The following is a 12,821-nucleotide window of genomic DNA, read 5'->3' on the forward strand; positions in this document are numbered from 1 at the left end:
GCCATGGCTTGAAGGAGGTCCGTGAGGCTTACGCACCGATTGCGCCCGCGATCATCGGCCACGACGCACGCATGTCGGCTTCGAAGAGTCCCCAGGTGTGGGTGCCTTCAGGCCGGAAGCTGAACGTCGCGGGAATGCCGAGCTGACCGAATCGACCCTGTAGGGCAGCGGTGCACATGTTGGTGATGCCTTCGAGGACCGCGCCGGGAACGACGCCGGCAGCCATCGCCAGTGAGTTGATTCCGTCCACCGGACCGGGAAGGCCGTTGCCGGTGGAGATGAACAGCGCTGTGCCGCGCAGTTTCTCGGCATTGATCAGCGGGTCGTGAGCAGCCCACTGCGGGCTACCCCACGGCCCCCACATGTTGGCCGCGTTTCCTCCGCCGAGTATCTCGACCATCGAGCGCACCGCAGCCTGGCCGAGCGGGTCGCCGGCGCGCGGGCAGCCGCTGTACGAGCCGACGGCGCGGTAGGTGCCCGGCGACTGGATCGCGAGGTCCAGAACCGGTCCACCGGCCATCGACACGCCGCCGAGTGCGTTGACGCCGGTCGTGTTGTATCGAGCGTTGACCGCTGCCGGTAGTTCCTTGGTGAGGTACGTCTGCCATTTGTTGCGGCCGAGCACCGGATCGTCGGCGTTCCAGTCGGTGTACATGCTGAACTTGCCGCCGACCGGCATGACCACGTTGACGTGCTTGTCGTCGAAGAAGTCACGAACTCCGGTGTTGTTGAACCAAGAGATCCCGTCCTCACCGCCGCCGACGCCGGTCAAAAGGTAGAAGGTCGGGGCGGGGCCACCGCCGGCCGGGGAAATCACGTCGTTGGCGATCCAGCGGTCCATGGAGGGGGAGTAGACATCGATGCGGCTGACCACTGAATCCGCGCTCGCGGTCGGCGCACTGAGGCCGAGAAAGCCGGCAGCCATGGCCACCGCCATCGTCAATCGGACCGTGAATCGACGTGCCTTCATTATTTCCCCCTGGCGCAAGCCGGACAGCGTATTTGTGCCTACCAACAGTGGCACAATGCGAAGGAGAGTGACGAATGTCCGGATAACAGTCCGGTAAGAAGATGGAGACAATTGCGTGGGATCGCAGTCGCATCACCCCGAATCCGACGTGATTCGGTTGGCCTTCGGGCTGGCCGCGATCACGGCTGGTGCGGCGCGCAGAACCGCTGGTCTCGCCATTGATTCGGTGCAGCGGATCCCCGTTGTCGGTGACGCACTCGACGACGCGATCACCCAGGTCGCCACCCGCGGCACGGAAGCGATTCGCTCGACAGCGGAATTTGCCGATTCCACGTTGAGAACGGTGATCAAAGCTGTCGTCGACGCTGCTCTTGCCGAAGTCGACATCACGAAGATCGTCGTGGACCACGTGGACATCGACAAGATCGCCGAGAACATCGACGTGGACAAGATTGCCGAACGGGTCTCGCTCGAACCGATCATCGATCGCGTCGACGTCGATGCGATCGCAAGCCGACTCGACGTCAAAGCAGTGATCGATCGCCTCGACCTCGACGGCATCGTCGACAGTGTCGACCTCGAGCGCCAGATCGACCGCGTCGACCTCCTCAAGATCGCCGACCAGGTCATCGAGGGTGTCGACCTCCCACAGATGATTCGTGAATCGACCGGTTCACTCTCCACCGAAGCCGTGCACGGGGCGCGCGTGCAGGGGATGCAGGCGGACGACGCTGTCGCCGGGTTCGTCGGACGATTGTTCGGCCGCGACAACGCACCACCCTCACACGAGCCGCATCCGGACACGAACGCAGGTGAACGCTAGTGGCCCAGGAGAATTCCGGCCCGGCCGGAATCGTCACCCGCGGCCTCGCCGGACTGATCGACCTGGGCGTCGTGCTGATCCTGATGGGTTCCGTGTACGTGGCCTTGGCCTTTGTTCGATTGCTCTTCTCGCCGCAGAGTTTCACGTTCTCGGAACCGGGAATCTTCCTGTCCACGACGGCATTTCTCGGCGTCTCGGTGGCCTACCTGACTGCCTGCTGGGCGACCACCGGCCGAACTGTCGGTTCCCTCGTGATGGGGTTGCGGGTGATCACGTCGGGTCACCGGTTGGTCCGTTGGCCGCTCGCCTTCATCCGTGCGGTGCTCTGTGTGCTCTTCGCCTTCGGATTGCTGTGGTCGGCGGTCGATCGGCGGCGACGATCGTTGCAGGACATTGTTCTGCGCACCGAGGTCGTCTACGACTGGCGTCAGGACCCGGATCTGGTGGCACCCCACGGAGGCGAGCACGCATGAGTGAACCGAACCGCCCGGACGAGCGATTCACCCTTGCCAGCGAGCGCACCTTCCTCGCGTGGATGCGTAGCTCGCTTGCCCTGCTGGCGGGCGGCATTGCCGTCGTCCAGTTGGTCCCCGAGTGGAGTACAGGGTGGGTTCGTACGGCGCTCGGTCTGACGTTGATCGCACTCTCGGCAGCAGCCGCCCTCGTCGGTATGCGACGCTGGCTACAGGTGAAGAAGGCGCTCGAGGACGGAGCGGCGATGCCGGAACCGCATGCGCTGTGGCTGTTCGCACTGGCATTGGCCGGGGTTGCCGTCGCGGCCGGCGTGGCAACGGTGGTTACCAGCCTCGCTCGCTGAGATACCTCGTGAGATACGCAGAGAAGTCCGAGCGGTGTCTGGATAGTCTGCAAAGAACGAGAAGCAAGTCAGAGAAGTAAACGAATCAGACGACAAGGGAGTGCACGGTGGCGCAGGAACTCAAGCTCGGATACAAGGCATCGGCTGAGCAATTCGGCCCTCGCGAACTGGTAGAGCTGGCAGTTCTGGCAGAGCAGCACGGCATGGATTCCGTTGCGGTGAGCGATCATTTCCAGCCGTGGCGCCACAACGGTGGACACGCGCCGTTCTCGCTCGCCTGGATGACGGCCGTCGGTGAGCGCACCGAGCGCGTGCAGATCGGCACGTCCGTGATGACGCCGACGTTCCGCTACAACCCGGCGGTCATCGCTCAGGCGTTCGCGACGATGGGATGTCTCTACCCGGGGCGCATCATGCTCGGCGTCGGCAGCGGTGAGGCTCTCAACGAGATCGCCACCGGCTTCCAGGGTGAGTGGCCCGAGTTCAAGGAACGCTTCGCGCGCCTGCGTGAGTCGGTGCGGCTGATGCGTGAGCTGTGGCTGGGCGATCGTGTCGACTTCGAAGGCGAGTACTTCACCACTCGTGGCGCGTCGATCTACGACGTCCCCGAGGGTGGGATTCCCGTGTACATCGCGGCCGGTGGACCCGTTGTCGCCCGGTACGCGGGACGTGCCGGTGACGGCTTCATCTGCACCTCCGGCAAGGGCATGGAGCTCTATACCGAGAAGTTGCTTCCGGCGGTTGCCGAGGGCGCAGCCAAGGCCGAGCGCGACGTCGCCGACATCGACAAGATGATCGAGATCAAGATCAGCTACGACACCGACCCGGAGGCTGCACTCGAGAACACGCGTTTCTGGGCGCCGCTTTCCCTGACACCGGAGCAGAAGCACAGCATCGAGGATCCGATCGAAATGGAAGCAGCTGCCGACGCTCTGCCCATCGAGCAGGTGGCCAAGCGCTGGATCGTCGCTTCCGATCCCGACGACGCCGTCGAGCAGGTCAAGGCCTACGTCGACGCCGGTCTCAATCACCTGGTGTTCCACGCACCGGGCCACGATCAGCGCCGCTTCCTCGAACTGTTCGAGCGTGACCTCGCGCCCCGCCTGCGTGCTCTTGGCTGATCCTCGAGATCAACTGAACGGTGTCTGCCACTCGACGTGTGGCAGGCACCGTTCGTCTTTCTCGTAGCGGCCGGTTGTCGGCTGCACCGTGAGCGTGACCACGATCAGTGGCAAGGTGGGCGGCGGCCCACACTAGGCTGTTGGGCATGCCAGAAGCGCCCGCTGCCGTGTCGAGTGTCTACGTCGCCTCCCCTGAAGGTGACACCGGAAAATCCACCATCGCGCTTGGCGTGCTGCAGATGTTGTGCGCGACTGTCGCCCGGGTCGGTGTCTTCCGCCCGATCGCCCGCTCGACCGAGGAAACCGACTACATCCTCGAACTGCTGCTAGAGCACACCACTGCCGATCTCTCCTACGCCGACGCACTCGGCGTCACCTACGAGCAAGTTCACGCCGATCCGGAAGCCGCACTGGCCGACATCGTCGCGAAGTACCACACCGTGGCCGAGCAGTGCGACGCCGTCGTGATCATCGGAAGTGATTACACCGACGTCGCAAGCCCCAGCGAATTGAGCTTCAACGCCCGCATCGCCGTGAACCTGGGAGCGCCGGTCCTGTTGGCGGTTCGAGGCGCTCGGCGCAGCGTCGAGGAGGTTGCTCAGCTCGCGCACCTGTGCGCCGCCGAGTTGGCCGCCAACCACGCTCACCTGCTCGCGGTCGTCGCCAATCGCTGCGATCCCGACAAGCTCGACGAGGTCACCGCAGCCCTGTCCGACATCGGAGTTCCGACGTGGAGCCTGCCGGAGATTCCGTTGCTCGTCTCACCCACGATGGCCGAGTTGATGGAGGCCACCGGCGGCGAGTTGTACTCGGGTGACCCGGAACTGCTGCACCGCGAGGCACTGAAGGTGATGGTGGGAGGCATGACCGCCGAGCACATCCTCGAGCGTCTGGTCGAGGGCATGGTCGTCATCGCCCCGGGTGACCGCTCGGACGTGCTGCTCGCGTTGCTCAATGCGCATGAGGCGGAAGGATTTCCGTCGCTCGCGGGCATCATCATGAATGGCGGGATCACGCCGCACCCGGCCATCGCGGCGTTGATGGCCGGCCTCAAACAGCGTCTTCCGATCCTCACGACAACCCTCGGCACTTTCGACACCGCAAGCGCTGCAGCCCAAACCCGCGGACGCGTGGCAGTCGGTTCGCAGCGAAAGGTCGACACTGCGCTGAGCTTGATGGAACAGCGCGTCGACGCCGACGTCCTGATGGACCGACTGGCACTGCCGATTCCGTCGGTCGTGACCCCACAGATGTTCGAGTACAAGCTCATCGACCGCGCTCGGCGCGATCGCAAGCACATCGTCCTCCCGGAGGGTGACGACGACCGGATCCTGCGCGCGGCCGGCCGGCTGCTGCAGCGCCAGGTTGCCGACCTGACGATCCTCGGCGACGAACCCAGTGTGCGTCGACGCGCAGCGGAACTCGGCGTGGACATCAGCGGCGCGCAGGTACTCGCGCCCGCGCAGTCCGAGTACACCGAGCGCTTCGCACAGGAATACACCGCGCTGCGGGCGCACAAGGGCATGACCATCGAGCGGGCACGCGAGGTGATCGCCGACATCTCGTACTTCGGAACGATGATGGTGCACTTGGGTATTGCCGACGGCATGGTCTCCGGTGCCGCCCACACCACCGCTCACACGATCCGGCCCTCGTTCGAGATCATCAAGACGGCCCCCGGAGTTTCGACGGTTTCGAGCATCTTCCTGATGTGCCTGGCCGACCGCGTTCTCTCCTACGGTGACTGCGCCGTGGTTCCGGACCCGACGTCGGAGCAGTTGGCGGACATCGCGATCTCGTCCGCACAGACGGCGTCGCAGTTCGGTATCGATCCGCGCATTGCGATGCTCTCGTACTCCACCGGCGATTCGGGCAGTGGAGCCGACGTCGACAAGGTTCGCACCGCGACCGCTTTGGTGCGCGAGCGCCGACCGGACCTGTTGGTGGAAGGGCCCATTCAGTACGACGCGGCCGTCGAGCAGAGTGTCGCTGACAAGAAGATGCCGGATTCTCTGGTGGCGGGCAAGGCCACGGTGTTCGTGTTCCCGGACTTGAACACCGGCAACAACACCTACAAGGCAGTGCAGCGTAGCGCCGGCGCTATCGCCGTCGGCCCGGTTCTGCAGGGACTGAACAAGCCGGTCAACGATCTCTCGCGTGGAGCGTTGGTCCAGGACATCGTCAACACCGTGGCTATCACGGCAATACAGGCACAGGGAGCGTAAGCGTGAGCGACGGCACCGTACTGGTCATCAATTCCGGCTCGTCATCGATCAAATTTCAACTCGTGCATCCGGATACAGCGGAATCGGTAGCGCACGGCCTCATCGAGCGGATCGGTGAACCCGACGGCCACATCGTCTACAACCACCGCACCGGAGTCGAAGACCGCAGCCTCCCCATCGCCGATCACCGTGCGGGACTGAAGATGGTGCTCGACATCGTCGCCGAGGTCGGACGGCCGCTGAGCGAGGCAGGAATCATCGCCGTCGGTCACCGAGTCGTGCACGGTGGTGACATCTTCTATTCGCCGACGCTCATCGACGACGGCGTCGTGAAAGCCATCGAGGATTTGTCGAACCTTGCGCCGCTGCACAATCCGGCCAACGTGATCGGTATCGAGGTGGCGCGCGAAGAACTGCCAGACGTTCCGCACGTAGCAGTATTCGACACTGCCTTCTTTCACACGCTGCCCGCCGCAGCGTCGACCTACGCGATCGATCGGGATGTGGCCAAGGCCAACCAGATTCGTCGATACGGCTTCCACGGGACCTCACACGAATACGTGTCGGGACGAGTCGCGGACTTCCTCGGCAAGGATCCGGCCGAGCTGAATCAGATTGTTCTGCACCTCGGAAACGGCGCTTCGGCCTCGGCAATCAAGGGCGGCAAGGCTATCGACACCACGATGGGCCTCACCCCGCTCGAGGGTCTTGTCATGGGCACCCGCAGCGGCGACATCGACCCAGGCATCATCTTGCACCTCAATCGCAACTCGGGAATGAAGGTCGACGAGATCGACGACCTCCTCAACCGTCGTTCCGGTTTGAAGGGACTGTCGGGAGTCAACGATTTCCGTGCCCTGCTCGCACTGATCGAGGGCGGCGACGAAGACGCACAACTTGCCTACGACGTCTACGTACACATGCTCCGTAAGTACATCGGCGCCTTCATCGTTCAACTCGGTGGCGTCGACGTCATCACCTTCACCGGCGGTGTTGGCGAGAACAACATCGACGTACGACGCGACAGCCTGGCCGGCCTCTCCCGTCTCGGAATCGAGGTCGACCCGGCTCTCAACGAGGCGAAGAGCCGCGACGAGCGTCGTATCTCCGCATCCACGTCGGCCGTCGAGGTGCTGGTGGTCCCCACCAACGAGGAGTTGGCGATCGCCCGCGCGGCGAAGGCTTTGGTGGCCGCGCTGTAAATCTCGGGGAGCGCGTCAGAAATTGCTGCGCGGACGCACCGCGTTCGCCCGGTCCACGAGGGCGTAGCGGTGCGTGCGGGAGGTCGTGGCGCGGGCGAGGGCGCGAAGGCAGGCTTCGGCTCCGGTGCGCAGACCCTGCTCGGTGAATGGCAGGTCGAGGATGGGTTCGAGTTCGGTGTGCGAGCGGTTTCCGTAGCGAATCCAATCGAGTGCCGTACCCAACACCAGGGTTCGCATCTGCAGACTTCGGCTCTCCTCGGCCGGTAGCGCGCGAACGCGACGGGCGGCTTCCCTCAGAGTCGATTCGTCGAGTTCGGCGATCGGAACGCCGGACAGCATCGTCAGAGCGCTCGACATCCGTGCGACGTTGTAGTGCCGGGAAGACGTGGGAACTTCGTCGAGGGCGGCGATGGCTGCCTTCTTGTTGCCGTGATCGGCGAGTTGCCTGGCGAGCCCGAATGCTGCGCTGACGTAGTTCCGTTCGGTCCGCCAGACGGTGCGGTAGTACTTCTCCGAGAAGCGGCACCATTGGTCCGGGTCGTCGCTCTCCCAATGCTGGAGGATCAGTTCTGCTGTCGCCGCCAACGCGAGTTTGGGTGCAGCCTCGCCCGGCAGAGCCGTCAGGACGGTCTCGAAATGACTGAAGGCGGGCTCGAATCGGTCCAGTTGCAACGCTGCAAGCCCTCGATACCACTCGATCTTCCAGTGATCACCGATGCTCTGCTGGAGTTCGTCCAGAACACTCAGCGCGGTCTCCGGATCGCCGAGATCGACATGAGCCTTGGCCTCGGCCAGTCGGACCTCGCCGGAGATGGCGGCCGCCGGTGTGCCTGACGTTCGGTCGATTCCGTTCTCGCGGGCGTGTTTCAACGCATCGAGAGTCTGAGACGGTTCGCTGTGCACCGCTGCCGCCAGCAACGGCGCGCTGGGATCGGTGGGGTCGACCAACGGGATGGGAAGTGCGTGCGCAACTTCGCGCGGATCGAGAGCAGCGTCGTGGCTGACACCGTCGACGTACACATCGGTTTGCCCGACCAATTCATCGGTGCCGAAAGACGTTCGCTGCCTGCTGAACACGAGCGAGAGCCCGGGATTCTCCTGCCCGGTCTGCTCCGCGAGGATTTCTCGCAGAACGCCGGTGAGTTGGCCCGCGATCTCCTCGGCCGACTGGAAACGCTTCTTCGGATCCGGGTCGGTGGCGCGCAGCAGCAGGCGGTGGAAGAACTCGTTGTCGCGCAGTAGTGGCTCGTCCTCGGGTTCGGGAAGGCCGTCGAGGTACCGTCCGTGCTTCGAGGGCATGTCGAGGGTGAGAACCGCGAGTGTTCTTCCGACGGTGAAGATGTCGGAGGCGATGGTCGGGCCGGTCTCGATGATCTCCGGCGCTTGATAGCCGGCAGTGCCGTACAGGTATCCGTAGTCTTCGATCCCGGACACGGCGCCGAGGTCGATCAGCTTCAGTTGGTCCTCGGTGACCATCACGTTCTCGGGTTTGAGGTCGTTGTACGCCAGGCCGGTGGAATGCAGATAGCTCAGCGCCGGAAGGATTTCCAGTACGTAGCCGATTGCCTGCTCGATCGGCATGTGCTTGCCGTCCGGGAATTCGGCCAGCACCTCGCGCAATGATCGTCCGCCCACGTACTCCATGACGATGTACCCCATGGGTGTCCCGTCCGGGCGCGGATGCTCGACGAAGTTGAAGATCTTGACGATGCTGGGGTTGGCGACCTCGGCGAGGAACTGACGCTCGGCCACCGCAACGGCTTGCGCTTCGGAATCACCGAAATGCAGGAGTCCCTTGAGAACTACCCACCTGTCGCTGACATTACGATCGATCGCGAGGTAGATCCATCCGAGGCCGCCGTGCGCGATGGGCCCTTGAACCTCGTACTGACCTGATACCAATTCGCCCTCTTCGAGGAGTGGGCGGAAGTCGAAAGTGGAACCGCACTTGGGGCAGGTGCCGTGCTGAGTTGCCTTGGTGCTTGCGCTCTTACGGCCGACCGGTTCGTTGCATTTCCAACAGAACCGTTTGCGCTCGGGGACCGTCGGGTCACTCATCACCGCAGATGCGGGGTCGATCTGTGGGACGGGGGGAACTTCGACCAGGCCGCCGCCGAGGCGCAGCTTTCGTCCCGACCGGCTGCGGCGGGATCGAGTGGAGCGGCCGGTAGGGGAGGAGGATGCGGACGGCGTGGTTCCTCGTATCTGGGCCGAGGTCGGTTCGAGGCGCTCGTAGGCACCGGTGGCTTCGGGTTCGGAGCGTAGGGATGCCTGCGTGGAGTCAGGCTCGCGGTGAACTGCCTGCGTGGAGTCAGGCTCGCGGTGAACCGCCTGCGTGGAGTCAGGCTCGGGGCGTACGGAGGCTTGCGTGGCGTCGGGCTCGGGGCCGGTTTCTTCGGTCATGTCAGCCTCAATCCCGGTAGACGGCCGGCGGGGGACCGGGTGACGGACCGAGGACGCTGAGCCAACGGTCGTAGATACGGTTCCAGGTCCCGTCACCCCGGATCCGCTCGAGGGTTCCGTTGACGAATCGGACCAAGTCGGGGTTGTCCTTGTTCACTCCGATTCCGTAGGGTTCGACGCCCAACGAACCACCGACCATCATGAGATACGGGTCTTGCGAGGCGAGTCCGGCGAGGATCGTGTCGTCGGTGCTGATCGCGTCCACCTGCCCCTGCTGGAGGACGACGAGGCAGTCGGACCACATCGGGACGGTCACGACGGTGGCTTCGGGTTGGAGCTCCTGGATTCGCGTGGCCGACGTCGTTCCCCGGGCAGCGCAGACTCGCTTGCCTGCGAGATCGGCGATGCCGCGTACCGGTGAACCCTGCAGGACCTGAATTCGTTGCTCGGCGGAGAAGTACTGCGTCGAGAAGTCGACCTTCTCGCGCCGCTCGCACGTGATGGTCATGGTTTTGACGACCACGTCGACCATGGATTCCTGGAGTGCGGCGATCCGATCGTCCGAGGTCAGGATTCGGTACTCGATCTTCTCCGGGTCGCCGAGCAGATCGCGGGCGATCTCGCGGGCGATGTCCACGTCGAAGCCTTCGAGGCGTCCGGTCGCCGGATCGCGAAAGCTCATGAGGTTGGAACCGGTGTCCAGGCCCACGATCAGCCGCCCGCGGGCGCGGATGGCGTCGAGGCTCGGCGTGGGTGGCTGCGGAGATGCGTCTGCGGGTGTGGGGCGCAGGCTCGCAGTGAGGTTGGTGCACGACGCGGTGGTCGTCGGTGTCGGACTGGGCGCGATGGTGGCCTCGGCCGGCAGCGGCGGTTCCGTGTACGACGTGGCGGCCGCGTTGTTCAGGTCTTCGGCTCGATCTGCACCGCAACCGGCGAGCGCCAGCACGGACGCTGCCAGAACCGCGACGCACACGGCCGGGAGCTTCCTCCGCATCTCCGGTACTCCCGTCACTGATACTCCCGCAGTCGGGGCCAGAACCCGATGAAGATTCCGGCAACTCCGAGAACTGCCAATACAGTCATGCCCGGTGCAGAGGCAGCCAACACACGTGAGGCGTACGAGACGTCGGACCGAAGATTTGTGCGCGAATCCACGATTCCTTGCCAGAGTTCGTGATCGAGCTTTCCGTATTCCGCGGCCGAATCCTGTTCTCCGGAGCCGATGGTGATGGCGGCAGCGGAAGTGAAGTCGCCGGTCCCGAGACGGTCGTACATGCGCGTGTGCGCAGCCACCCATTGCTCGCGCGAATCCAGTGCGGCGGTCAGCACCTCGTTGTTCACTCGGGCGCGTTCGTCGCTGCGTAGGCCCTCGAGGATGTCGCGCAGGGCGTCGACCTTGCGAGTGAACGTCACGTTGTCCTCGGCAGTTGAATCCCGTCTCGCCAACGTGAGGGTTTCGACGGTACGTGCCTGCTGTGCCATGATCCGGGCCTCGGTCAGTTCGTGCAGTGGCTCGGCGCCCGCGTCGAGTGCACGTCCGGTGGCAAGTGCGGACACCAGTCCGACGGTGAGCAGCCACAGCAGCGCAGCCGCGACGGCGAGCGAGGCAAGGATCAACCCGAGATTGAAGCGTCGGCGACTCTTGCGGGAGAAGTACACCTGTGTTGCCACCAGCGCGCACAACACGAGGACGAATGCCACGATCGGCCACCACGGTGGAGTCTCGAAATCGCGCTGTACCTGCGAGACCAGGGTCTCCTGCGAGGCGTGCAGTTGCTGAGCCATCGGCAGCAGCGAGGTCTGCATCAACTGCGAGGCCTCGCTCAAATATGCTGCCCCGACCGGGTTTCCGACGCGATTGTTCGCCCGTGCAGTTTCGACCAGCCCGGTGTAGACGGAGAGGTCGGTCGAGATGGTGGTCAACGCGCTGTGCCCGGCAAGATCAGTCGAGTCGAGACCGGCCGATGCCTGGACGATCTCCGCCGACGCCTCACCGATCGACTGCGTGTATCGGTCGCGTACTTCGGCGGGTTCGAGGCCGCCGGAGATGAAGGCGGTGGCCGCGGCGGCGTCTGCCAAAGACAACGCGCTGTAGAGGTTCTGGGCCGAGTTGGCGAGAGGTTCGGTTTCGACGAGGAGGAGGTCGAGGTTCGCCTGTCGGTTCTCGATCGCTGCGGTGGCGAGGAGTCCGGCGATCAAGGTGATCGCAATCAAGATCACTCCGACGACGGTCAACCGGCCAGGCGTCGAGGACATGAATGCCTGGAGTTCGCGCCGCAGAAGTGCTCGCTCGTCCTCCGCCGATACCGAAGTGCCCTCGGCGGGCGGCAGCGACCGGGGTTCGATGGACGGGACGACACGGTCGACCATCGAGCACCTCACTTCGCTGTAGGCGGGCTACCGAGAAATGACGCCGCCGAGAAATGATTCAGGGCATCTTCGCGAGCATATAAGCATCACCTACACCTGGAGCAGTTTGAAACGGTTAGTGTGGGACAACGGCGAGAGCAGGCGGAGCGAGGTAGTCGATGCGTGGTGACGGTGACGGTTGGTCGATCGGACCGGACGGTACTCGGCATTGGGGTAAACACGGAGCCGCTGGACTGCTTCTGCGCGCCCCCGATTCGGACGGATCGCCCCTGGTCTTGCTGCAGCATCGTGCGGCGTGGAGCCATCAAGGTGGTACCTGGGCATTGCCCGGTGGAGCACGGGACTCACACGAAAGCACGACGCACGCCGCTGTCCGGGAGGCACACGAAGAAGCCGGAATCGCCGAAGACGCCGTTCGCGTCCGCGGTGAGGTAGTGACGATGCATGCTGAGAGCGGGTGGACCTACACCACCGTTGTGGCTGATGCGGCACATCCACTGTCTACGGTTGCCAACGGTGAGAGCACCGAGTTGCGGTGGGTGCGTGAAGCCGACGTCGATTCGCTGCCATTGCATCCGGGATTCGGTTCCTCGTGGCCCGAGCTCCGAACTGCGCCTGTACCAGCCGAGACCGAAGACCTACAGGGCGGCGACCCACACACCGTCGTACTCGAAGACGGTGGCTTCGGATGGTTGTCGGGCAGCTCGCACCAAGGCAGTTCCCACCAAGGCAGTTCCCACCAAGGCAGTGAGCAGTCAGGCAGTGACCAGAACCTGTCCGAGGCGTCGAGTACGCAGTCTTAACAGGGCATATACAGCAGAAGGGCCGGACTCCTCAGGAGGCTGATCTTGCCGAGGTTCAGGTCTTCGAGCGATTCGGTGCTGAGCGAG

Annotated in this window: 11 protein-coding genes; 7 read left to right on the forward strand and 4 right to left on the reverse strand. The window is 64.1% G+C overall.

Features of this window, described 5'->3' with window-relative positions; genetic code table 11:
• Positions 1 to 28 precede the first annotated feature (28 nt).
• On the reverse strand, positions 29 to 970 hold the full coding sequence (locus AC1DVN_RS16925; protein ID WP_029538606.1) for an alpha/beta hydrolase: 942 nt from the start codon (positions 968 to 970) through the stop codon (positions 29 to 31).
• A 115-nt stretch (positions 971 to 1,085) separates the two neighbouring features.
• On the opposite strand from AC1DVN_RS16925, the gene AC1DVN_RS16930 reads away from it, so the two are divergent.
• The 6 genes from AC1DVN_RS16930 to AC1DVN_RS16955 all read left to right on the forward strand — a co-directional run bounded on the left by AC1DVN_RS16930 (position 1,086) and on the right by AC1DVN_RS16955 (position 7,158).
• Positions 1,086 to 1,793 carry a hypothetical protein gene (locus tag AC1DVN_RS16930; protein ID WP_019749508.1) on the forward strand — a complete coding sequence of 236 codons (708 nt, stop codon included), beginning with the start codon at positions 1,086 to 1,088 and terminating at the stop codon, positions 1,791 to 1,793.
• A complete protein-coding gene (locus tag AC1DVN_RS16935) occupies positions 1,793 to 2,266 on the forward strand; it encodes an RDD family protein (RefSeq protein ID WP_019749509.1) in 474 nt (157 codons plus the stop codon). Before AC1DVN_RS16930 ends, AC1DVN_RS16935 begins: the two co-directional genes overlap by 1 nt.
• Positions 2,263 to 2,610, forward strand: a complete 348-nt coding sequence (locus AC1DVN_RS16940) for a YidH family protein (RefSeq protein WP_019749510.1) — start codon at positions 2,263 to 2,265, stop codon at positions 2,608 to 2,610. The genes AC1DVN_RS16935 and AC1DVN_RS16940 overlap by 4 nt, the downstream gene beginning before the upstream one ends.
• 107 nt (positions 2,611 to 2,717) lie before the next feature.
• Entirely contained in the window at positions 2,718 to 3,731 is a 1,014-nt protein-coding gene (gene fgd, locus AC1DVN_RS16945) for a glucose-6-phosphate dehydrogenase (coenzyme-F420) (RefSeq protein ID WP_003944371.1), read from the forward strand.
• 146 nt (positions 3,732 to 3,877) lie between these two features.
• A complete protein-coding gene (gene pta / locus AC1DVN_RS16950; protein ID WP_003944313.1) occupies positions 3,878 to 5,956 on the forward strand; it encodes a phosphate acetyltransferase in 2,079 nt (692 codons plus the stop codon).
• A gap of 2 nt (positions 5,957 to 5,958) precedes the next feature.
• Positions 5,959 to 7,158 (forward strand): acetate kinase, encoded by a 1,200-nt coding sequence (locus AC1DVN_RS16955; protein WP_019749511.1) that lies wholly within the window; start codon positions 5,959 to 5,961, stop codon positions 7,156 to 7,158.
• 15 nt (positions 7,159 to 7,173) lie between these two features.
• On the opposite strand, the gene AC1DVN_RS16960 is transcribed toward AC1DVN_RS16955, so the two are convergent.
• From AC1DVN_RS16960 to AC1DVN_RS16970, 3 genes are read right to left on the reverse strand one after another with little or no spacing between them, the layout of a single operon-like run.
• Positions 7,174 to 9,561 carry a serine/threonine-protein kinase gene (locus AC1DVN_RS16960; RefSeq protein ID WP_019749512.1) on the reverse strand — a complete coding sequence of 796 codons (2,388 nt, stop codon included), beginning with the start codon at positions 9,559 to 9,561 and terminating at the stop codon, positions 7,174 to 7,176.
• A 7-nt stretch (positions 9,562 to 9,568) separates the two neighbouring features.
• Positions 9,569 to 10,555 carry a glutamate ABC transporter substrate-binding protein gene (locus AC1DVN_RS16965; RefSeq protein WP_020968847.1) on the reverse strand — a complete coding sequence of 329 codons (987 nt, stop codon included), beginning with the start codon at positions 10,553 to 10,555 and terminating at the stop codon, positions 9,569 to 9,571.
• Between the two features lie 14 nt (positions 10,556 to 10,569).
• Positions 10,570 to 11,931: a hypothetical protein gene (locus AC1DVN_RS16970; protein WP_020968848.1), complete on the reverse strand. Its 1,362-nt coding sequence runs from the start codon at positions 11,929 to 11,931 to the stop codon at positions 10,570 to 10,572.
• A gap of 158 nt (positions 11,932 to 12,089) precedes the next feature.
• On the opposite strand from AC1DVN_RS16970, the gene AC1DVN_RS16975 reads away from it, so the two are divergent.
• A complete protein-coding gene (locus AC1DVN_RS16975) occupies positions 12,090 to 12,734 on the forward strand; it encodes an NUDIX hydrolase (RefSeq protein ID WP_477994063.1) in 645 nt (214 codons plus the stop codon).
• Positions 12,735 to 12,821 lie beyond the last annotated feature (87 nt).

The organism is Rhodococcus sp. P4_E4 (genome assembly GCF_056401575.1).